The following is a 21,091-nucleotide window of genomic DNA, read 5'->3' as shown; positions in this document are numbered from 1 at the left end:
CTCCATTCAATCAACTTCACCAATTCCGTTCCTTTCCCTCTTTCCCTTTGCGAAGAAGCAGAAATTGATGTAAGGTTATAGGTATGCGGGAGAGTTCTCTCAGTTTCGCTCGAACCTGCCAGGCCTTCCCGACCATACGGAGGCTTTTTTCACCGGTATAGATCTTCACACTCCCATCCTCCTTCACAAAAATCCCCCTCTTTACAAGCGACGCCTTCATTTTTCACTTTTTTATTGCTACAACATATGTTCATATCGGACCAGTTATGAAAGAAAGGAGCACTTCCATGTCCCATTTTGAAGAGAAGACCCTTCACCGGGAGGAAATTTATAAAGGAAAAGTCGTAGAACTTGCTGTTGATCAAGTCCTACTTCCTGATGGGAAGAGATCTACCCGGGAGCTGGTTTTCCATCCGGGTGCCGTCGCCGTCTTGGCCGTCACCAAGGAGGGGAAATTTATTTTTGTAGAACAATTCCGCAAGGCATTGGAGAGAGATCTGTTGGAGATTCCGGCCGGCAAGTTAGAGCCGGGAGAAGAGCCCCTCACATCTGCCATGAGGGAATTGGAGGAAGAAACGGGATACATGGCCGATTCATGGATCTTTCTATCCCGCTTCTATACTTCTCCCGGTTTTTCCAATGAGGTCGTTCATCTCTTCTTAGCAAAGGGGTTAAAAGCGGGCCGGCATCACCTGGATGATGATGAATTTGTGGAGGTTTATGAGCTTACGGAACAAGAAATTTTTGAAGAGATGGCCCGTGGAAGAATCGCAGATGCCAAAACCATTCTTGCCGTTTATCATTGGGCGTTGTTTCAGAAGAAGGAAGGGGAATAAGTTTTGCCCAGTGTTTATGCCGATTTACACATTCATATCGGATCTACCGACTCAGGGAGGCCGGTAAAAAACAGCGCCTCCAAGGATCTCACTCTCTCAAATCTTCTCAAAGGTTCGAGGGACCAAAAAGGGATGGATCTGGTTGGGGTGATCGATGCCCACGTCCCGGAAATATTGAATCAATTGGAACAGGATCTCGAAAGTGGAAAGGCCAGGGAACTCCCGGGGGGAGGAATCCGCTATCAAGGAATTACGCTCCTTCTGGGAAGCGAAATCGAGATTCGGGAAGAGGGAAGGAAGCCTTTTCACCTTCTTTCTTATCTGCCTACGTTTAAGAAGATGAAGGAATTTAGCAACTATCTAAGCAAAGGGATGAAAAACCCTCACCTTAGCTCTCAACGGTTTAATCGCTCCACCCGGGAGCTGCAGGAGGCGACGAAAGAGCTTGGAGGTCTCTTTATTCCTGCCCATATTTTCACTCCCCATAAAGGCATCCTGTCGGCTGTCAATCGCCTTGAAGAGGTGTGTGATCCGAAACATATCGATGCGGTGGAGTTAGGCCTAAGCGGAGACACCGAGATGGCGGATCATTTGCCGGAGTTAAGAAACTATCCTTTTCTAACGAATTCCGACGCCCATTCGATTCAAAAGATCGGTAGGGAATATCAGAGGATTTGCTTACAAAACCCGGATTTTCAAAGTTTAAGGCTGGCTTTAAAAAGGGAAGGGGGGAATTTCATAGAGGCAAACTATGGTTTAAATCCCAGTCTGGGGAAGTATTATCGAAGCAGATGTTCCCATTGCGGTGAGCGGGTAGAGCCTTATCAGTCCCGTTGTTCCCAATGCGGTGGGCCTGTCGCCAAAGGGGTGTTTGATCGGGTCCTTGAATTAGGCGAAAAAGAGGCCCTCCATCCCGATTGGCGCCCTCCCTATTTCCCGCAGATCCTTTTGGAATTCTTTCCTGGAGTGGGAAAGAAAACATATCTTCGCCTGATTGAAGCCTTTGGGAATGAAATGAATCTTCTTCACAGGGTTCCGATCCGTGAGATTAAAGAAAAGTTTGGTCCTACCCTCGCGGAACGAATTCAATTAAGCCGGGAAAATCGCCTTCCCATTGAAGCGGGGGGAGGGGGAATGTACGGCAAAGTGGATAAGGATCTTCTGTAACCCCTTTGTAACCCTTTCTTGCTAGATTGGAGAAAAGAAAGGGGAAACAAGGGGGAAAATAGATGGATTGGGAAAGAAGATGGTTTGAGAGGAGAGCCGCTCTTACGCCGAATCGTATCGCATTGGTGGATGGGGAAAGTAAAGAAGAGGTTACCTATGAAGGGCTTTACCGGCGGGCGAATGAGGCGGCTTTCCGTTTAATCCAATTTGGCATAGAAAAAGGGGATCGTATTGCGATCCTGACTCCGAATGAGATTCCTTACTTTGAGGTTTTATTTGCCACGTACTTGATCGGGGCCATTTTTATCCCACTCAATTACAGGTTAAGTGTCCACGAATTAACCTATATTTTGCAAGATTCTGGTGCGAAGGTTTTATTTTATCATCCTTCTTTTGAAGATCAGATCGATTTGCTTCGAGAAGAGATTCCCTCCATCCAGATGATTTCAACACATGGGATCTTTTTCCAGAGCAAGGAAACGATCGCCAATAAAATCTCCCCGGAAGGAGCTGCCGGCGATCCCTGGGTGATGCTTTATACAGGGGGAACAACAGGGAGACCGAAGGGAGTGGTCCTTACCTATCGCAATATCTTATGGAATGCGATAAATACCGTGGTCAGTTGGGGATTAAGCCCACGGGACATCACCTACACGGTAATGCCTCTCTTTCATACAGGGGGGTTAAATGCATTAACCCTTCCTGTTTTATACGCCGGGGGAAAAGTAATCGTAGGAAAGCAATTTAAACCATACGAGACCATACAGACCGTTGAAAGAGAAAAAGTGACCATCCTTCTCCTCGTTCCCACCATGCACCTTCAAGTTCTTCAGGAACCCGCTTTGCAGCATGCAGATTTCTCCCATGATCCCATCTTTTTATCCGGGGGAGCTCCTTGTCCTCTTTCCATCTATGACGGATATCAGAAAAGGGGAATCCGTTTTAAAGAGGGGTATGGTTTAACGGAAGCGGGGCCGAACAATTTTTATCTCTCTCCGGATGAGGCGTTTCAGAAAAAGGGTTCGGTCGGAAAGCCGATGATTCATAATGGGATCACGCTGGTGGACGAACATGGAAAAGAGGTTCCTTCCGGTGAAGTGGGGGAATTGGTGATCGAAGGGCCTCATGTCTTCTTTTGTTATTGGAATAATCAAGAGGAGACGGAAAAGGTTATTCGGGACGGAAAGCTATACACCGGGGATCTGGGGAGGAGAGACGAGGAAGGATATTATTATATCGTAGGAAGGAAAAAGGAGATGTTTATTTCAGGGGGAGAGAACATCTACCCTTTGGAGATTGAAAACGTCCTACAAAACCATCCCTCCTTGGCGGAGGCGGTGGTGATCGGTGTACCGGATGATAAATGGGGAGAGAAGGGGATTGCCTTTCTCGTCGCAAAGAATGGGGAGGAACTATCGAAGGAGGAATTAAAAGAATACTGTTCTCGTTATCTTGCCCGTTTTAAGATTCCAAAGGAATTTATCTTTTTAGACCAATTACCCAAAACGGGCGTGGGGAAAATCGATAAGAAAGAGCTTCTTCGGATCTATCGATCATTCCCATTGAAGGAGACGGAAAACGTGTAAGCATCCCATGAAAATGATTTTCGTATCAAACCATCCTTGGGATGGTTTTTTTATGCAGGAGATAAAAGTTTTCTAGAGAATTTTAAAAAAAGAAATGAACTTTGTGAAAATCGCTGGGAAGTGATGGTTATGGGAACAGATCAGATCTTTCGCCGCACAGCATTGGATCGCTTGCACCAATTTCGCCACTATCCTTCTACCCTGCTTCTCTCCCCTGCGGGATTTGGGAAAAGCCATCTTCTCTCTCTCTTCGTGAAAGAAACACCTTCTCCCGTTCTGTGGATGACTCTAACGAAAAAAGACCGCTCATTTCATTCGTTTCTCGATCATTTGCAAGAAGAGCTCTACCACACCTTTCCAGAAGGGGAGTGGGATTTCATCGGGAAAAAGGCCTCCTCTATGCTCTATCAGGAAGAGGATGGAGATGAATGGATCCATCAATGGGTAGATCGCCTGGCAAAGCAAAAGAAAGATACCATCCTCCTGCTGGATCAGTTTCATCTCATCGATGAATCTTCCCCTGTAAGCCGCTTTATTTTCCGTCTGATTGAACTGCTCCCGCCGGAAGTACATCTACTTCTTGCCACCCGCTTCATGCCGGAAAATGAAGTGATGAAAAAACTCTTTTTGCAGAATAAGGTGTTGGAGGTCTCGGAACATCATCTTCTCTTAAATAAGGAGGAGATTTCTACATTATTTCATCGCTTTTATCGAATGAAACGAACGGAGGAAGAGGTGGATGAAATCGCCCATCTTTCGCAAGGGTGGCAGATCCTCGTTCATTTTATCTACCTTTATCTCTCGAGGGGAGGAGAGTTAGAGCAAATTCACGCCGAACCAAACCGCTCTTTACGTCCTTTCTTTGAATTTATGGAAGAAGAGATCTTCATTCCCCTTAGTTCCACCTTGCAGGGCTTTTTGAAGGACCTAGCCCTCATCGATGAGATCGATCGAGAGGTGTTGCATTTTCTCTATTTTGGAATGGAAGAAACTCTCCTTCAACAGTTGGAGCGCTATCGTCTCTTTTTCCCTGACACCAATGGAAACGGAAGAAGGATTCACCCTTTTTTTCGTCTTCTCCTTCAAGATAAAACGCCTTTAGAGACCAAGAGGAATATACATCGCCGACTTGCTCACTATTATACGAGCCGGAAGGAGTATCCTTTAAGTTTTCCCCACTACATCGCCGCAGGAGAATGGGAGGATCTATCCTATTTGTTAACCAAGATCGGACCGCAATTGATGCAATTGGGGCATTTGAAGAAAGTAAAAGAAACGATTCAGAGAATTCCCCTCCCGTACAGGAGATCGTTTGGCCGTTTATTTATTGTGGAAGGGGATTATTATCGGCTTCATTCCGATTATGATCGTGCCTTAGAACTGTATAAAGAGGCTAGAAGGAACTGCCGGGATCACGGGGATTATGACGGAGAACTGATGGCCATAGAAGGGGAGATCCTCGTATATCTCGATACGGTACAACCGCAGCAGGCAGATTCCCTTCTTCATCATGATTTGCGCAAAGCGAGAAGAATGGAGCCCACTTTAAATCGACGTATTTTACATCTTATTGCTGAAAATCTGATTAATATTGGAAAACCGAATCGGGCGGAAAAAATTTTTCGACTTCTTAGACGACTAAACCAAAAGGTCGATCCCATGATCTATAGTCGTCTCCTGCTTAGAACGGGAAGGTTACAGGAGGCCAATTTCCTATTATCCAAAGAGGAGAAAGTAAACCGAGAAGAGACGCCCCTCTATTATGGTTTCAGAGAATCCTCCCTTGTCCAATCCATCGTTTGTGCCTTTTTGGGAGAGGGGGAAAAGGCGAAAAAGAAGGCTCAGCAAGGAATTCTCTTTGCCGCCGAGATGAACGCTCCCTTTGTTGAAGCGGTGGGGTGGTCGAGGATGGGGCATGCCATTTCAACGTTTGCATCCGATCAAGTTCATTTAGCCGAAGAGAGTTATTTAACTTCCTTGGAGATTTTTGAAGAAATTGGAGTGGCCAGAGGTCCGGCAGAACCTATGATGGGACTTACGTTTCTGTATGGGAAGATGGGGAAATACGATTTAGCCCTTTCCTATGGGGAAAAGGCATATAAGCTGGCTCAATCGGTTTCTGATCTTTGGATCGGAGCATTAACGACACTGGGAATGGGGATCGCTTCGTTTTACAGCAAGAAGGAGAGAGAGGCAGAGATTCTTTTCCGGGAAACATACCAGCAGGCGATAGAGTGTAAAGACCATTTCCTTGAGACCGCCTCTTCTTTATGGCTTTCTCTTCTTTATGAGCGGTTAGAACGGATGGACGACTTTAAGGAATGGTGGGGTAGAACGCTTGCTTTAGCCATCGACGGTCAATATGACTTTCTGTTCACCCATTCCTCTTTCTTAAGCCCAAAGGATCCGCAAATGATGATTCCTCTCTTCATCAGATCACAAGAATATATGGAGGAGAATTTGACCCACTATTCCAAAAAAATATTGGAAAAAATGGGGTTTCGGGATCTTATCTTTCATCCGGGATATACCTTACGAGTAGAAACTTTAGGACGTTTTCGCGTCTATCTGGGAGACCGAGAATTGCAGGAGAAGGATTGGCAACGTAGCAGCGCGAAACGTTTATTTCAATATTTCTTGTCCAAACGGAATAGAGAGTTGCCCAAAGAGATGATTCAAGAGGATCTTTGGCCGGAGGCAGACGAGGATACCAGGGAGCGGGATTTCAAAGTTTCCCTGAATGCTTTGACAAGAGCCCTCGAACCGGATAGAAAAGCAAGAAGTTCTTCTTACTATATTTTTCGTCAAGGATCAAACTATCGTCTCCAGCTTCACACCGGATTTTTCCTCGATGTCGAAGATTTTGAGAAGGAATATGAAAAGGGGCTTGTCTTAAAAAATGAAGAGGATGCCATCACCCTGTTGATGAGAGGATTTAAACGATACCATGGTGATTTTCTTCCCGACAACCTCTACGATGATTGGGTAAATGAGGAGAGGGAACGACTCTCCCTCCTGTTCCTGAAAGGAAGCGAACGCTTATCTTTTCTATTACTGCGAGCGAAAAGAGAGAATGAAGCGATTCCCGTTGCCGAGAAGATGTTGTCTATCGATCCTTTATGGGAAAGCGCCTATCGCATCCTTATGGTGGCCTACCAAAGATTGGCCAACCGAACTTTATCTTTATGGTGGTATGAAAAGTGTAAACAGGTCCTGGAAAGGGAACTAGGAGTTCCTCCCATGGAGGAAACAACTCGCCTTTATGGGCAAATTTTAGAGGGAAAAGATCCTGAGATTATGCCATAATATTGTAACTTCTTTGTAACTATTCCCCTTTAACATGTTCATAAACGAACCGAAGGGGGTTATGAAATGAGTCGGATCCATTTCGTTCCAAAAGCATTCCTTTTATTCTTCGCTTTAGCACTTCTTTTAGCCGGTTGCGGGCAAAAGGAGAACGGCGCCAATCCTTCCCCCGGGAACGGAACCCAAGCGGTTACCGGGGATCAAGGAGGCGGGGGAAATTCTACCCAAGAGAAGAAACCCCTTAAAATTGGGATCTTAGCCGGAAAGACAGGTCTTTTGGAAGCGTATGCAAAACAAACGATCCAGGGATTTCAACTAGGGATCGAGTATGCAACGGGGGGAACGGGGGAAGTAGCCGGAAGGAAAATTGAGGTGCTTACAGAGGATGATCAACTCGATCCCAAAGTGGCGATCGAAAAAGCGACGAAGCTCCTGGATGAGGATAAGGTAGATTTTCTCGTAGGAACCACCAGTTCCGGGGCAGCCCTTTCCGTCTTGCCGCTCGCGGAAGAGTATAAGCGGATCATGATTGTAGAGCCTGCTGTAGCCGACGCCATCACAGGGACGGCTTGGAACAAATATATTTTCCGCACGGGCCGAAACTCCTCCCAAGATGCCGCCGCTGCCGCCCAATCCATCGATCGGCCTCATGCCAAGATTGCGATCTATGCTCAAGATTATGCTTTCGGTCAAGATGGCGCTGCTTCCTTTAAGAGGGAGGCGGAAAAACTTGGCCACACCATCGTATTGGAGGAGTTTACCGATCCGAAGATTACCGACCACACCGCCCACATTCAGAAAGTGATGAATTCAGGTGCCGAATATGTTTATGTGGTTTGGGCCGGGGCCAATACCCCATGGCAGCAGATGAAAGATATGAAACTCTTTGAAAAAGTGACCCCCATTACCGGATTCCCGGACATCTTAGGACTTAAAGCCATGGGCGATACGGCCGTAGGATTAAAAGGATTTACCGTTTACAATTACCGGTTGCCGAAGAATCCGGTAAATGATTGGTTGGTGGAAAAGCATAAAGAAAAGTTTAACGGAGAAGTTCCCGATCTATTTACCGCCGGAGGTTTTACCGCGGCGATGGCGATCGTGGAAGCGGTGAAGAAGACCAATGGGGATACAAATCCGGATACCTTAATTTCCGCCATGGAAGGAATGAGTTTTGATTCCCCAAAAGGGACGATGACCTTCCGTAAGGAAGACCATCAGGCTCTCCAGGCTCTCTATGTGGCAGAGTTGGTAAAGGAGGAAGGGACCGATTATCCGGTACCTAAACTGATTCGCGAGTTAAAACCTGAGGAGACTGCACCGCCCATTATGAATCAAAAATAACCCGAAGGACTCGGAAAGCAGGTGGAAGTTTGAAACTGTTGGAGACGAGAGATTTAACGATTTCTTTTGGCGGGCACACGGCGGTACATGAGGTAAATTTCACCTTAGAGGAAGATCATTTTAAATCCATCATCGGTCCAAATGGGGCGGGAAAAACAACCTTCTTTAATCTCATAAGCGGTCAGCTAAAACCGACGAAGGGCAGCGTCTACTTTGAGGGGAGAGAGATCACCTCTCTCCCTCCCCATGCCCGCACCCAGATGGGAATGGGTCGTTCTTTTCAGATCGCCAATATTTTCCCCAATCTCACCGTCCATGAGAATCTCCGCTTAGCGGTTCAGACGAGGGGAAAAGCCTCCCACCATGTGCTCCGCCACCACCTTTCGTTCAAGGAGATGAATCGTAAAACCGAGGAGATCATGGAAAAGGCGAAATTAACTTCAAAAGCATATGACTTGGCTAAACATTTACCCCATGGGGATAAAAGAAAGTTGGAAATTGGCATGTTGCTCGCCTTAGACAGCAAACTCCTCCTCCTTGATGAGCCGACGGCGGGAATGTCCTTAGAAGAGGTCCCCTCCATTCTTGAGGTGATCAGAAGTTTGCGGGATGAGCGGAAGAGGGCCATCCTTCTCATCGAACACAAGGTAGATATGGTTCTCGACCTTTCCGATTCGGTGGCCGTGCTTCATCATGGCCGACTCATCGCGGACGGCTCCCCAAAAGAGATCATGGAGAATGAGGTGGTTCAATCTGCATATTTGGGAGGATTATACCATGGAGAGGTCTCATCACAATATCCATCTTAAACTGGATGGAGTAGAAACTTACATCGGCCAATTTCACATCCTTCAAGGCGTTTCGCTGGAGGCGGAAAAAGGGAAAATAACCGTCTTGCTTGGGAGGAACGGAGCGGGGAAGACGACGACACTCCGTACGATTATGGGATTAAACAAGGCTTATAAGGGATCCATCCTCTTTGAAGGGGAAGAGATCCATCGGTTATCCCCATACCAAATCTCCAGAAGGGGGATTGGATTTATTCCGGAGGATCAAGGAATTTTCGCCGGCCTTACCGTTGAAGAGAACATGAAAATCGCCATGGGGAAGATGGACATAAAGAAAAATGAACGTTTGGAATGGATTCTCTCTCAATTTTCAGACTTGAAAAAAGCTTGGAAGAAAAAGGGCAGGGCACTAAGTGGCGGACAAAAACAGATGTTAGCCATCGCTAGGGCGTATATGAATGATAACCGCATCCTCCTGATCGACGAACCCAGTAAGGGGTTGGCCCCCGTGATGGTAGAAACCCTGATGGAATCACTGGTTGCGATCAAAAGACATACCACGATATTGTTGGTGGAACAAAATTTCATTATAGCGAGTCGGATCGGCGATCGTTTTGTCATCATCGATGACGGAAGAACGGTGAAAACCGGGGAAATGGAAGAATTAACCGGGGATGATCTCCTGAAGAGAAAATATTTAGGAATTGCATGAAAGGAGGGGAACTATGAATCTCTTTTTTTCGTTAACCATCAATGGACTGGCAACCGGGTTTCTCATTTTTCTCCTCGCTGCCGGATTATCCCTCATCTTTGGATTGATGGGAGTGCTTAACTTCGCCCATGGAGGTCTCTTCGCCTGGGGTGCTTATATGGGAACTTGGGGATATTTAGCCGGTGGACATTTCATTCTCGGATTATTCATCGGATTTCTTACGGGGATTTTCTTCGGCTATCTCATGGAAAAATGGATTATCGCTCCGGTCTATGGAAATCATGTACAGCAGATCCTCATCACTTTGGGGACCATGATTCTATTGGGAGAACTGATTAAGCTTTTTTTCGGAGCAAATCCGGTCAGAGCCCTTATACCCGATTGGTTGGCCGGCAGTTTTACCTTCGGTGGGATCGTCATGATTAAATACCGCCTTTTTATTATTCTTATGGGAGTGATCCTTCTTGCCCTCCTTCATTTCTTCATCATGGGAACAAGGTGGGGACTGGTGATCCGAGCAGGGGTCATGAATAAAGAGATGGTTGAAACCCTGGGGTATAATGTACGCCTCATGTTTCTCCTTGTCTTTCTTCTGGGGGCCGGATTGGCCGGCCTTGCAGGTGTGATGATAGGTCCTTATGTAGGCGTTTTTACCCCTGAGATCGGCATGGAATATCAGTTGCTCGCCTTCGTCGTGGTGGTGATTGGAGGGATGGGGCAGATTTTGGGTACTGCATCCGCTTCACTATTGGTTGGACTTGCAAATGCCTACATCGCCTATTTCTTTCCCGACATCTCCATGGCGGTCAATATGCTCCTGATGATTCTCATCTTAACCCTCCGTCCTCAGGGCCTATTCGGAACAAAGGAGAGATATTAAGTGGTAAAAAAGATTTCTTTTCTTCTCTTCATCTTGATCGCCGGTTTACTTCCCCTCTTTTTTATGGAATCCCGCAGCAGCCTCATCATACTCATAAACATTGCGATCATGGCCATTTTCGCTATGAGCTACGATCTTCTTCTCGGGTTTACAGGAATCGTATCTTTTGGACACGTCATGTATTTTGGAATCGGCGCGTTTACAACCGGAATTCTCATGAGAGAGATGGGAGCCCATTGGGGAACGCTCCTTTTCTCCTTTCTTCTGGTGATGATCTTTACCACACTTCTTTCCCTTCTTTTGGGCGCGTTTACAACCCGTATTAAAAGCCATTTTTTTGCCATGCTCACCCTGGCCGTAGCCGAACTTTTAGCGGTCATCGCAGAAAAATGGAAATCCATGACGGGAGGCGCAGATGGATTCAGCTATTCTGTCCCTGCCTTTTTTAAGGATAAATTAACCTTCTCCTATGTTGCGATCGCGATGATGCTCCTCATTTACTTTCTGTTGCGTACATTTACGCTTTCACCCATGGGGAGGATTCTCATAGGGATTCGTGAGAATGAACGGCGCATGGAGGCTCTTGGCTATCCTGTTCTTCGATATAAGCTGATCGCTTCGGTAGTGGCCGGCGTTGTAGCCGGTTTTGCAGGCATTCTTTATGGAATCGGAATGCGTTTTGTCAGCGTCCCCAGTGTTTTAGGCGTTGACCTCACGTTGGATGCCCTTCTGATGACCATTGTAGGAGGTGTGGGAACATTGATCGGAGCGGTGTTGGGGGCAGGTCTAATCGAACTCGTCTCCCAAGGATTGCAGGATTTATCAAAAACCATTCCTTTCTTCGAGAGATGGCTCCTCTTTATTGGCCTCGTCTATATCCTGGCTGTTCGCTTTTTCCCCCTCGGGATCGTCGGTACCATTTATCAAATGATTCCGAAATCGAAAGGGAAGGGAAAGACCTCTTATTCATCTGTGGGGCTCATACAGGAGAGGGCCGAATCAGAATAAAAGGAAACCAGCACAGTCCACACCTCCTTAAGGCTGCTTCGTTCCCGACCTGACCTGGTTCGGAGGTAGGTGCTTGCTGGTTTACTAACTATAACACAATTTTTCTTCCATGACAAGAGGATGGATAATCCATTATATGGGAATTCCCCCTTTTCTTTCTCCTCATGATCCTATCCTGTGGAATTGGCTAAGATTCTCCACCATGATTGGCATCTCTTTCTCCTCCCTCTCATAGACTGTAGAGAGGAGGGGAAGGTATGGAAAGAGTGGGTATACTGAGCCGTTTCATCCTTTATTTATACATGGCAGGATTCATCTTCGGAGTCCTTTTTGCCCTGCTGCTTCCCAAGGAGCAAGCCGGAAGCCTTCATGATTATCTCTCCCATTTTTTCGCCGATTTTTCCCAGGATCAAACGGTTCATGGGGAAGCAGCCTTATTTTCGCTCCTCTTCCATCACGGGAAATGGATTCTCCTCTTTTTCCTTTTGGGCATCTCGGTCCTTGGGAGCCCGCTTCTCCTCCTTTTTCTGTTCATAAAAGGCACGCTGCTTGGTTTTACATTTTCAACGCTCCTTCTTTTATTTAAAGAAAAAGGTGTTCTTTTCTTCCTTTATTCGGTTCTCCCTCAGAATCTCTTGCTCCTTCCCCTGTACATGCTCATGGCGGCGATGGGTTTATCCGTATCCCTCTACTTGTTTCTAAACCGCATATTATCTGCTCAAGGGAAATTACAACCGATTCTGCTCCGATTTCTTTATTTTACCGTTATTTCTTTTGTACTGGCTGCATTGATAAGCTGGTATGAAAAAACGATTGCTCTAACTCTCATGGAGCAGTCCCTTTACCTCATGGGATTCTGATCCTTCCCATCTTTCATTTGACTTCTTTTCTTCCTCTCTTCTATAATGGGGGTAGTATTTAATTTGTCAAGGCAGGGGGGATCCTGCATGGAAGAAGAGAGAATTGAACGGATCAAACAGATTTTACATGCCCATAATTATAAATTAACCCCGCAAAGGGAAGCGACGGTTCGTATCTTATTAGAGAATATTGAAGATCATCTCAGCGCGGAAGATGTTTTTTTAGCCTTAAAAGATCGGGCTCCTGATATCGGCTTAGCCACCGTCTATCGTACGTTGGAATTGCTGAGCGATCTACGCATCATCCATAAAATTAACTTTGGTGATGGGGTAACCCGTTACGACTTTCGCTCCGAGAGCGCCCAGCATCATCACCATCATCTTCTATGTGTACATTGTGGAAAGGTCCAAGAGATTGAGGAAGATTATCTGGGGGAAGTGGAGAAGAAGATCGAAGAGACATTTCATTTTTCCATTATTGATCACCGTTTAACTTTTCACGGAGTTTGTTCGGAATGCCAAAAAAAACAAAGTGAAAGTCCTGAGAAAGAAATGAAGGAAAATCAAAAGCTTCCGGTTGAATAAAGAGGAAGCTTTTTAATTTGAAACTTTTCTCTTTAACCTTTAATATATTAATATATGGGAAAGAAAAATGATTACCAGTTTTTTTACGACAAGGAGGAGACAAGATGATCGTCGGAATTCCAAAGGAGATTAAGGACAATGAGAATCGGGTAGCCATCACTCCCGCCGGGGTGGTTCAATTGGTAAAGGAGAACCATCAAGTATTGATTGAAACCATGGCCGGAGCAGGAAGCGGATTTTCCGATGAGGATTATAAAGCAGCCGGAGCACAGATTTTGGAAAACGCAAGCGATATCTGGGAAACGGCTGAAATGGTGATTAAGGTAAAAGAACCCCTGCCGAGTGAATATCAATACTTTCGCGAGGGCTTAATTCTTTTTACATATCTTCATCTTGCTCCGGAGCCGGAGTTGACCAAAGCTTTAATGGAAAAGAAAGTCGCGGCGATCGCATATGAAACCATTCAGCTTCCCAATGGCTCCCTCCCTTTACTCACCCCGATGAGTGAAGTGGCCGGCAAAATGGCCGTCCAGATTGGGGCCCAATTATTGGAAAAACCTTACGGCGGCAAAGGAATTCTATTAGGTGGCGTTCCGGGTGTTCCTCCGGCCCATGTGGTGATCCTCGGGGGAGGAACCGTAGGGACCAATGCGGCGAAGGTTGCCTTAGGGATGGGGGCGAGGGTAACCATCATCGATCTAAATCCGGAACGCCTTGCCTATTTGGACGATATTTTTGCAGGGAGGCTCACCACCCTGATGTCCAATACCTATAATATCGGACAAGCAGTGGCGGAAGCGGATCTTTTCATCGGGGCCGTTCTCGTACCAGGAACCCGCACGCCAAAATTGGTAAGCGAGGAGATGGTGAAGAAAATGTCCCCCGGTTCCGTCATTGTCGATGTCGCCATCGACCAAGGGGGATCCATTGAGACCATCGACCGGGTAACGACGCATAGCAACCCAACCTATGTGAAATATGATGTGGTTCATTACGCCGTGGCCAATATCCCCGGGGCGGTTCCAAGAACCTCTACCCTTGCCCTCACGAATGTGACCATCCCCTATGCGGTTCAAATTGCCTCAAAGGGATTAAGAAGGGCTCTGGAAGAAAATGTTCCTCTGGCAAAAGGGGTAAATGTATACCAGGGTGTGGTAACGTACAAAGGGGTGGCTGATTCATTGGGGCTCCCTTATCAGCCTTTACAACAACTTCTTTAAACTCGGGTATGTTTTTCTCGCCTTCTTCATATACTATCTTGAAGGGGGCGAGTTTTTATGATTATTTCTTTAAAAAAGTGGATGGAATTCCTCCTTTTGCTGATCATTTTTTCCCTACTCACTTTTATCTTTTATCATCTGATCCGTTGGGGATTGGAGCAAATTACCCCTCATTTTCAATTTCAACGTCCGGACGGAAGTTCCATTGAAGTGATTTCTCCGGTCGTTTATCAAAGGAATGAGGAGGATTTGCACACCATTCTTTTTAACTTCTGGGGAAATGGGGAATAAGGAGGAAAATGATATCCTTTTGTCGAATGGAATCATAGGAGTTTAAAGACTGTGGCAGGGAGATTGCATGAACGAGTTAACCCAGTGTTTAAAATCATTCATAGATTCCTTAGCCATTGAGAAAGGCTTGGCTATGAATACGCTGATCTCTTACGAGAGGGACTTGACCTCCTATATCCATTTTCTCAATGAACGCCGGATTCGATATGCAGAAGAGACTAACCGCGGGGAGATCCTCGCTTATTTGCAAAAACTTCAAAAAGAGAAAAAGGCACCCGCCACCATCTCCAGGAACCTGACCGCTCTTCGTTCCTTTTATCAATACCTCTATCGGGAAAAGATCCTGGAGAATGACCCTTCGGCTAATCTGGACACGCCAAAGATCGCACGGAGGCTCCCAAAAACCCTCTCCATGCGGGAAGTGGAAACTCTTTTGGAGCAGCCTAAAGGGGTAGAACCCTCTTCACTGCGGGATAAGGCGATGTTGGAAGTTTTATATGCATCGGGGATCCGCGTCTCCGAGTTAATCTCTTTAAAGAAGACCGACATTAATTTAAATCTTGGTTTTATCCGCTGTATGGGTAAAGGTTCAAAGGAGCGGATCATTCCTTTAGGTTCGAAGGCCATAACGGCTTTGGAACAATATCTAGCCAAGGGATGGGTGAAATTGGCTAAGGGGAAGGAGACCGATCATCTTTTCTTAAACCACCTCGGTGGAGGACTGACAAGACAGGGATTCTGGAAAATCATGAAGAAATATGCTTTGCATGCGGGGATATCAAAGCCCATCACTCCCCATACGTTGCGACATTCGTTTGCCACCCACCTGCTGGAAAATGGCGCCGATTTGCGGGCGGTTCAAGAGATGCTGGGCCATGCCGATATCTCGACGACCCAAATTTACACCCACGTTACGCCAAGTCGTTTAAAAGAGGTGTACAATAAGACGCACCCGCGGGCATAAAACGAGGAATGACAGAGTTAGTTCAGGATTCGAGGCATGCATGAGGAGGCTGGGACATGCGTTTTTCAAGGATTTTTTGTATCGTTTTAGATAGTGTGGGAATCGGGGCTCTTCCCGATGCGAAGGAGTATGGAGATGAAGGGGTCAATACGCTGGGGCACATAGCAAGCGAGGTGGGACTCTCTCTTCCTCATTTGGCCCGTTTAGGATTGGGAAATATTGCACCCATTGAGGGAATCCCTCCCGTTTCCACTCCCGCAGCCCACTTTGGAAAGATGGCTGAAGCATCGGTAGGAAAAGATACCACAACCGGACATTGGGAATTGATGGGCCTTAAAGTGGAAATTCCTTTTAAGACCTACCCGAATGGGTTTCCAAAGGAACTGATCCAACAATTTGAGAAGGAGACGGGAAGAAAGGTAATCGGCAATAAGCCGGCTTCGGGAACCGTCATCATCGAGGAGCTGGGAAAAGAACAGCTTAAGACGGGAGCCTGGATCGTTTATACATCGGCGGACAGCGTTTTTCAGATTGCCGCCCATGAAGAAGTAATCCCCCTGGAGGAGCTTTACCGGGGTTGCGAGATCGCGAGACGTTTGACCCTTCAACCAGAATTTGCGGTGGCAAGGGTGATCGCTCGTCCCTATATAGGTCAACCCGGCTCTTTTCAAAGAACACCCCATCGCAGGGATTTTTCCGTCAAACCCCCTCAACCTACGGTAATGAATCGTTTGCTGGTTGGGGGCTATGCAGTTCTCTCCATTGGAAAAATCTCAGACATCTTTGCTGGTGAAGGAATTTCCGAAAGCATACACACCACCTCCAACCAAGATGGAGTGAATGCGACCCTGAAAGCAATGGAAAAGGATTTTGAAGGTTTCAGTTTTACAAATCTGGTCGATTTCGATTCCAAATATGGACACCGCAGGGATCCGTTAGGGTATAAAAAAGCATTGGAGGAATTTGATGCCCGTCTGCCTGAACTCTTGGATGGACTTCATCCAGGTGATCTTTTGATCATCACGGCAGACCATGGAAATGATCCCACCCATTCGGGGACGGACCATACCCGGGAATATGTGCCTATCCTTCTCTATCACAAAGGGATAGAAAAAGGAGAAAATATGGGAATACGATCCACCTTTTCCGATGTGGCGGCCACAATAGCCGACAATTTCAACATAGAAAGGCCCGACCATGGGGAAAGTTTCCTCCATCAACTTTAGTTAGAGGAGTACGTTTCAATGCGAATGATCGATCTGATTGAAAAAAAGAGAGAAGGTTATCCCTTGACGGCAGAAGAAATCCGGTTTTTTGTCGAAGGGGTAACGAAAGAGAGCATTCCTGATTATCAAATCTCGGCACTCCTCATGGCCATCTATTTCCAAGGAATGAACGAAGAAGAGACGGCTCTTCTCACTTCATACATGGCCAATTCGGGGGAGACGGTTGATTTACGTCCAATACCGGGCAAGAAGGTGGATAAACATTCTACAGGGGGTGTAGGCGATAAGATCAGCTTAATTGTTGGCCCTCTGGTCGCCTCGATGGGGGTTCCTGTCGCTAAAATGTCGGGGCGGGGTTTGGGGCATACGGGGGGAACCCTTGATAAATTAGAATCGATCCCCGGTTTTCGCATTTCGCTATCCAGGGACGAGTTTATCCAAACCGTTAAGGAAGTGGGGCTCTCCATCGTTGGACAAACAGGGAATCTCGTCCCTGCAGATAAGAAATTATATGCTCTCCGGGACGTGACCGCCACCGTCGAGTCCATCCCCCTCATTGCGAGCTCCGTCATGAGCAAAAAGCTGGCTTCCGGAGCGGATGCCATCCTTCTCGATGTAAAAGTAGGGAGCGGGGCGTTTATGAAAAAAGAGGAGGATGCCCGTCGCTTAGCCGAGTGGATGGTTAAGATCGGAAATCGCCTGGGTAAGAAGACGGTGGCGGTCTTAACCAATATGGATCAGCCTTTAGGTTTTGAAGTGGGAAATGGGAACGAAATCAAAGAGGTGATCCAGGTTTTAAAAGGGGAAACGATTCCGGACTTAAGGGAGATCTCGCTCACATTGGCTTCTCATATGGCGGTCCTTGGAGAAGCATTTACAGATCTTGAACAGGCTCGCCTCTCGGTAGAGAAATCCTTGGACACAGGAGAAGCATTGGAGTATTTCCGCCGCTTTATTGAAGCGCAGGGGGGAGATCCTTCGATCATTGAAGATCCGGAGAAGCTTCCCACCGCCTCTTACCATACCGAGGTGTTTGCCGAAAGAAATGGATACATCACAAAGATCAATGCCGAGAAGGTGGGGCTCACTGCAATGCGTCTCGGTGCGGGACGGGAGAAAAAAGAGGATCAAATCGATCATGCCGCCGGGGTAACATTGAGGAAAAAAATAGGGAATCCGGTGAGAAGGGGCGAACCCCTTGGAATTCTCCATTCGAATCGAAAGCCGGACAGAGAAACGCTCGCATTATTTCAGTCGTCTTTTCAAATCGAAGAAAAGAGCCCTGAACCGTCTCCTTTTGTTTACGGTGTCATCGAATAAATGACGATCAAAGGAAAAAAGAGAAAAATTCCCTCTGCCCAGGTATAAAAGCCCTTCTTTATGCGAAGAATAGAAGGAGGAATAGCGCGAGGCAGGAGGGATTTTTTTATGAAACGAGCGCTCATTATGATGTTCTGCACACTTATCATCATGCTCTTTCTTCCCCAAACCGGTTTCGCTGAAGAAACCGTCGACCTTGCTCCCCATGCAAAATCGGCTCTTCTCATGGATGTGGATACGGGCACCATCATTTACAGCAAAAATCCGGACGTAAAATTGCCTCCTGCGAGTATCACCAAGATCATGACGATGCTCCTCGTGATGGAGGCCATCGAGAAAGGAAGCATCTCTCTCAACGATAAAGTGAGAGCAAGCGAATATGCAGCCTCGATGGGGGGATCCCAAATCTTTTTAGAACCGGGAGAAGAAATGTCGGTTCAGGATTTACTTAAAGGAGTGGCGGTCGCTTCGGGTAATGATGCGGCGGTTGCCTTGGCGGAATATATTGCCGGTACCGAAGAAGAATTTGTTAAGAGAATGAACCAAAAAGCAAAAGAATTAGGAATGAATAACACCCATTTTCAGAACTCGAATGGCCTTCCGGCACCGGATCATTTCACTACTGCCAGGGATATCGCCATCATGAGCAGAGAACTTCTCCGGTATGATAAGATCACTAAATATACGAGCATATATCAAGACTACCTGCGAAAGGAGAGCAAGAACCCTTTTTGGCTCGTCAATACGAATCGGCTCGTCCGTTTTTATCCGGGAATGGACGGATTAAAAACAGGTTACACCGATGAAGCGAAATTCTGCTTGTCTGCGACCGCCAAGAGGGGAAATCTTCGTCTTGTTGCAGTGGTACTTGGTGAGCCCAATGCGAAATTGCGAAACGCCGAAACGGTAAAACTCCTCGATTACGCCTTTTCCCAATATACCTTACACGTCCTTTATCCCAAGGATGCGGAGGTGGCGAAGGTAAGAATCGATAAAGGAAGCCCAAACCAAGTTTCGGCCGTTACATCCTTTCAGGTTGGAATCCTGACAAAAAGGGGAGTAAAGGCGGAGGATTACCAAAAGCAAATTTCTTTAACTCCTCAACTGAAAGCACCCCTGCAAAAAGGGGAGGTGATCGGTAAGCTTAAAGTGACAAGGGAAGGAACGGTGGTGGGAGAGGTCGATCTCGTCTTAAAAGAAGATAGCAAGAGAATTCATTTCGGCGAAATGTATATGCGGGTTTTCCATACTTTACTTTCCTTTTAAGTGAAAAGAAGGGCAGCTCAGATCGAGACAACAACAAGACGATGTTGCTCGATTTTTTTCTATTTTTGTCGCCTGGCAGGAGTTGGATATTCAGAAAGAGAAATATATGAAAAGACTTCGGGAGAAGGAGTGAAATAGTGGAAATGAGCCTTCAGGTTGAAATTCTTGAACGTGATAAGGTTTTTGTCGTTCGCTTAAAGGGGGAGCTGGATCATCATACGGCGAACGATCTTCGCCAAACGCTGGGGGAAAAAATTGAACGCCATGGCTTTACCCATCTCATTTTAAATCTTCGGGACTTAACCTTTATGGATAGTTCCGGATTAGGTGTCCTCATGGGAAGGTATAAACAGATCTCCGCCAAAAAAGGTGAGATGTTCGTCTGTTCCATGAACCCCACCATTTATCGGATTTTAGAATTAGCCGGATTGTTTAAGATTTTAACGGTAAAAGAAACGGAAGAAGAGGTACTCGCTTCGCTGGGGGTGACCTTATGACCTCCAATTACATGGAGCTTAAATTCCCTAGTCTTAGCGAAAATGAGGCGTTGGCGAGGGTTAGCGTCGCCGCTTTGGTGGCCCAGGTGGACCCTACCCTTGAAGAACTAAATGAGATAAAGACGGTCGTTTCCGAAGCCGTAACCAATGCGATCATTCACGGTTATGAAGAAAAACGGGATGGAATCATCGTCGTCCGGGTCCAATTGGATGAAAGGCAACTCGTCATAGAAGTGGAGGATTTCGGTGTTGGGATTCCAAACCTTGAAGAAGCCAGACAGCCTCTCTACACCACGAAACCGGAATTAGAACGATCCGGAATGGGTTTTACCATCATCGAAAATTTTATGGATCATGTCGAGATTACCACCGAGGTAGGGAAAGGGACGAAGATAAAAATGGTGAAGAACCTGTCAAATCAGACGATTTTGAGTTAGGGGTGGGACGATGGAGCTTCATCCTATGAGTGCCAGTCCCCCTTCTTTTTCTGACCAAGAGGTTAGAGAATTGATTAAAAAGAGTCAGGAAGGGGATCAAGAAGCGAGAGATGCACTGGTAAAAGCAAACCTTCGCCTCGTTTGGTCTGTCGTCCAACGCTTTCTCAATCGTGGCTATGAAGCGGATGATTTATTTCAAATTGGCGCGATCGGTTTATTGAAAGCGGTCGATAAATTTGACCTGAGCTATGAGGTGAAATTCTCCACCTATGCTGTTCCCATGATCATTGGAGAAATTCAGCGCTTTTTAAGAGACGATGGTTCTGTAAAGGTGAGCCGATCTCTAAAGGAAATGAACCATCGAATCCGCAGAAAAAGGGATGATTTAGCGAAGGAGCTGGGCAGAAATCCCACGATCCATGAAATCGCCGGTGCGTTGGGAATTACTCCTGATGAAGTAGTCCTTGCCCACGAGGCGAGTCGGACACCCACCTCGATTCACGAAACGGTATATGAAAATGATGGGGATCCCATCACCTTAATGGACCAGATTGCCTATGATCCCGAAGAAAAATGGTTCTCCAATTTAACGTTGAGAGATGTGATTGAGCGGCTGTCGGAACGGGAAAGGCTCATCGTATATCTCCGATATTACAAGGACCAGACCCAGTCGGAAGTGGCGGAGCGGTTGGGGATTTCCCAAGTTCAGGTTTCCCGTTTAGAGAAAAAAATTTTAACTATGCTTCGAAAACAGATAGACCTTTAGGTTTATCTGTTATTTTTTTGCAAATACTAACC

General features: G+C 46.4%; 21 protein-coding genes and 1 other RNA gene. 20 read left to right on the top strand and 2 right to left on the bottom strand.

Features of this window, described 5'->3' with window-relative positions; genetic code table 11:
• Nucleotides 1-16: 16 nt before the first annotated feature.
• Complete coding sequence (gene mciZ, locus THEAE_RS22590; protein ID WP_156920592.1) at nucleotides 17-169, bottom strand: Z-ring formation inhibitor MciZ; 153 nt, start codon at nucleotides 167-169, stop codon at nucleotides 17-19.
• Between the two features lie 118 nt (nucleotides 170-287).
• Here mciZ and THEAE_RS22985 point away from each other — a divergent pair, with 118 nt between their 5' ends.
• The 9 genes from THEAE_RS22985 (at nucleotide 288) to THEAE_RS0109725 (ending at nucleotide 11,627) form a co-directional block, all read left to right on the top strand.
• Nucleotides 288-836, top strand: a complete 549-nt coding sequence (locus tag THEAE_RS22985) for an NUDIX domain-containing protein (protein WP_005585666.1) — start codon at nucleotides 288-290, stop codon at nucleotides 834-836.
• 3 nt (nucleotides 837-839) lie between these two features.
• Complete coding sequence (locus tag THEAE_RS0109760; protein WP_028987316.1) at nucleotides 840-2,003, top strand: endonuclease Q family protein; 1,164 nt, start codon at nucleotides 840-842, stop codon at nucleotides 2,001-2,003.
• A gap of 62 nt (nucleotides 2,004-2,065) precedes the next feature.
• Entirely contained in the window at nucleotides 2,066-3,589 is a 1,524-nt protein-coding gene (locus tag THEAE_RS0109755; protein WP_028987315.1) for an acyl-CoA synthetase, read from the top strand.
• A 129-nt stretch (nucleotides 3,590-3,718) separates the two neighbouring features.
• Nucleotides 3,719-6,895: a BTAD domain-containing putative transcriptional regulator gene (locus THEAE_RS0109750; protein ID WP_169729980.1), complete on the top strand. Its 3,177-nt coding sequence runs from the start codon at nucleotides 3,719-3,721 to the stop codon at nucleotides 6,893-6,895.
• A 66-nt stretch (nucleotides 6,896-6,961) separates the two neighbouring features.
• Entirely contained in the window at nucleotides 6,962-8,239 is a 1,278-nt protein-coding gene (locus THEAE_RS0109745; protein WP_028987313.1) for a substrate-binding domain-containing protein, read from the top strand.
• A 29-nt stretch (nucleotides 8,240-8,268) separates the two neighbouring features.
• Nucleotides 8,269-9,048, top strand: coding sequence for an ABC transporter ATP-binding protein (locus tag THEAE_RS0109740; protein ID WP_028987312.1), 780 nt, complete (start codon nucleotides 8,269-8,271; stop codon nucleotides 9,046-9,048).
• On the top strand, nucleotides 9,017-9,739 hold the full coding sequence (locus THEAE_RS0109735; RefSeq protein WP_028987311.1) for an ABC transporter ATP-binding protein: 723 nt from the start codon (nucleotides 9,017-9,019) through the stop codon (nucleotides 9,737-9,739). The genes THEAE_RS0109740 and THEAE_RS0109735 overlap by 32 nt, the downstream gene beginning before the upstream one ends.
• Before the next feature lie 13 nt (nucleotides 9,740-9,752).
• Entirely contained in the window at nucleotides 9,753-10,619 is an 867-nt protein-coding gene (locus THEAE_RS0109730; RefSeq protein ID WP_028987310.1) for a branched-chain amino acid ABC transporter permease, read from the top strand.
• Complete coding sequence (locus tag THEAE_RS0109725; protein ID WP_028987309.1) at nucleotides 10,620-11,627, top strand: branched-chain amino acid ABC transporter permease; 1,008 nt, start codon at nucleotides 10,620-10,622, stop codon at nucleotides 11,625-11,627.
• On the opposite strand, the gene ffs is transcribed toward THEAE_RS0109725, so the two are convergent.
• Nucleotides 11,619-11,717, bottom strand: an RNA gene (gene ffs, locus THEAE_RS22585) — signal recognition particle sRNA small type. The genes THEAE_RS0109725 and ffs overlap by 9 nt on opposite strands.
• A 167-nt stretch (nucleotides 11,718-11,884) precedes the next feature.
• On the opposite strand from ffs, the gene THEAE_RS22030 reads away from it, so the two are divergent.
• From THEAE_RS22030 to sigF, 11 genes are all read left to right on the top strand, one after another.
• Nucleotides 11,885-12,487: a stage II sporulation protein M gene (locus THEAE_RS22030; RefSeq protein ID WP_005585650.1), complete on the top strand. Its 603-nt coding sequence runs from the start codon at nucleotides 11,885-11,887 to the stop codon at nucleotides 12,485-12,487.
• 87 nt (nucleotides 12,488-12,574) lie between these two features.
• On the top strand, nucleotides 12,575-13,072 hold the full coding sequence (gene fur / locus THEAE_RS0109710) for a ferric iron uptake transcriptional regulator (RefSeq protein WP_028987308.1): 498 nt from the start codon (nucleotides 12,575-12,577) through the stop codon (nucleotides 13,070-13,072).
• 104 nt (nucleotides 13,073-13,176) lie between these two features.
• A complete protein-coding gene (gene ald / locus THEAE_RS0109705; RefSeq protein WP_028987307.1) occupies nucleotides 13,177-14,292 on the top strand; it encodes an alanine dehydrogenase in 1,116 nt (371 codons plus the stop codon).
• Nucleotides 14,293-14,349: 57 nt separating this feature from the next.
• Nucleotides 14,350-14,583 carry a DUF4227 family protein gene (locus tag THEAE_RS0109700; RefSeq protein ID WP_005585647.1) on the top strand — a complete coding sequence of 78 codons (234 nt, stop codon included), beginning with the start codon at nucleotides 14,350-14,352 and terminating at the stop codon, nucleotides 14,581-14,583.
• A gap of 67 nt (nucleotides 14,584-14,650) precedes the next feature.
• Complete coding sequence (gene xerD / locus THEAE_RS0109695) at nucleotides 14,651-15,547, top strand: site-specific tyrosine recombinase XerD (RefSeq protein WP_005585644.1); 897 nt, start codon at nucleotides 14,651-14,653, stop codon at nucleotides 15,545-15,547.
• A gap of 56 nt (nucleotides 15,548-15,603) precedes the next feature.
• Nucleotides 15,604-16,773: a phosphopentomutase gene (locus THEAE_RS0109690; RefSeq protein ID WP_028987305.1), complete on the top strand. Its 1,170-nt coding sequence runs from the start codon at nucleotides 15,604-15,606 to the stop codon at nucleotides 16,771-16,773.
• A gap of 18 nt (nucleotides 16,774-16,791) precedes the next feature.
• The gene (locus THEAE_RS0109685; RefSeq protein WP_028987304.1) at nucleotides 16,792-18,093 is read left to right on the top strand and encodes a pyrimidine-nucleoside phosphorylase; all 1,302 of its coding nucleotides are present in this window, start codon (nucleotides 16,792-16,794) and stop codon (nucleotides 18,091-18,093) included.
• A gap of 108 nt (nucleotides 18,094-18,201) precedes the next feature.
• The gene (locus THEAE_RS0109675; RefSeq protein WP_028987303.1) at nucleotides 18,202-19,359 is read left to right on the top strand and encodes a D-alanyl-D-alanine carboxypeptidase family protein; all 1,158 of its coding nucleotides are present in this window, start codon (nucleotides 18,202-18,204) and stop codon (nucleotides 19,357-19,359) included.
• 143 nt (nucleotides 19,360-19,502) lie between these two features.
• Complete coding sequence (gene spoIIAA, locus THEAE_RS0109670; RefSeq protein WP_028987302.1) at nucleotides 19,503-19,856, top strand: anti-sigma F factor antagonist; 354 nt, start codon at nucleotides 19,503-19,505, stop codon at nucleotides 19,854-19,856.
• Nucleotides 19,853-20,293 carry an anti-sigma F factor gene (spoIIAB, locus tag THEAE_RS0109665; protein ID WP_028987301.1) on the top strand — a complete coding sequence of 147 codons (441 nt, stop codon included), beginning with the start codon at nucleotides 19,853-19,855 and terminating at the stop codon, nucleotides 20,291-20,293. Before spoIIAA ends, spoIIAB begins: the two co-directional genes overlap by 4 nt.
• A gap of 10 nt (nucleotides 20,294-20,303) precedes the next feature.
• A complete protein-coding gene (gene sigF / locus THEAE_RS0109660) occupies nucleotides 20,304-21,059 on the top strand; it encodes an RNA polymerase sporulation sigma factor SigF (protein WP_028987300.1) in 756 nt (251 codons plus the stop codon).
• Nucleotides 21,060-21,091: the final 32 nt, after the last annotated feature.

The organism is Thermicanus aegyptius DSM 12793, assembly GCF_000510645.1.
Lineage (GTDB): Bacteria > Bacillota > Bacilli > Thermicanales > Thermicanaceae > Thermicanus > Thermicanus aegyptius.
Note: the sequence above shows the minus strand (reverse complement) of the source record. Positions and strands in the feature narration are given on the sequence as shown.

Bases quoted from the DNA above. Each gene is read 5' to 3' on its own strand.
- THEAE_RS22030 (WP_005585650.1), top strand. From the start codon at position 11,885: ATGGAAAGAGTGGGTATACTGAGCCGTTTCATCCTTTATTTATACATG.
- THEAE_RS22985 (WP_005585666.1), top strand. From the start codon at position 288: ATGTCCCATTTTGAAGAGAAGACCCTTCACCGGGAGGAAATTTATAAA.
- THEAE_RS0109700 (WP_005585647.1), top strand. From the start codon at position 14,350: ATGATTATTTCTTTAAAAAAGTGGATGGAATTCCTCCTTTTGCTGATC.
- THEAE_RS0109755 (WP_028987315.1), top strand. From the start codon at position 2,066: ATGGATTGGGAAAGAAGATGGTTTGAGAGGAGAGCCGCTCTTACGCCG.
- THEAE_RS0109750 (WP_169729980.1), top strand. From the start codon at position 3,719: ATGGGAACAGATCAGATCTTTCGCCGCACAGCATTGGATCGCTTGCAC.
- THEAE_RS0109685 (WP_028987304.1), top strand. From the start codon at position 16,792: ATGCGAATGATCGATCTGATTGAAAAAAAGAGAGAAGGTTATCCCTTG.
- THEAE_RS0109735 (WP_028987311.1), top strand. From the start codon at position 9,017: ATGGAGAGGTCTCATCACAATATCCATCTTAAACTGGATGGAGTAGAA.
- spoIIAA (WP_028987302.1), top strand. From the start codon at position 19,503: ATGAGCCTTCAGGTTGAAATTCTTGAACGTGATAAGGTTTTTGTCGTT.
- spoIIAB (WP_028987301.1), top strand. From the start codon at position 19,853: ATGACCTCCAATTACATGGAGCTTAAATTCCCTAGTCTTAGCGAAAAT.
- ald (WP_028987307.1), top strand. From the start codon at position 13,177: ATGATCGTCGGAATTCCAAAGGAGATTAAGGACAATGAGAATCGGGTA.
- THEAE_RS0109745 (WP_028987313.1), top strand. From the start codon at position 6,962: ATGAGTCGGATCCATTTCGTTCCAAAAGCATTCCTTTTATTCTTCGCT.
- fur (WP_028987308.1), top strand. From the start codon at position 12,575: ATGGAAGAAGAGAGAATTGAACGGATCAAACAGATTTTACATGCCCAT.
- THEAE_RS0109675 (WP_028987303.1), top strand. From the start codon at position 18,202: ATGAAACGAGCGCTCATTATGATGTTCTGCACACTTATCATCATGCTC.
- THEAE_RS0109730 (WP_028987310.1), top strand. From the start codon at position 9,753: ATGAATCTCTTTTTTTCGTTAACCATCAATGGACTGGCAACCGGGTTT.
- THEAE_RS0109690 (WP_028987305.1), top strand. From the start codon at position 15,604: ATGCGTTTTTCAAGGATTTTTTGTATCGTTTTAGATAGTGTGGGAATC.
- sigF (WP_028987300.1), top strand. From the start codon at position 20,304: ATGGAGCTTCATCCTATGAGTGCCAGTCCCCCTTCTTTTTCTGACCAA.
- xerD (WP_005585644.1), top strand. From the start codon at position 14,651: ATGAACGAGTTAACCCAGTGTTTAAAATCATTCATAGATTCCTTAGCC.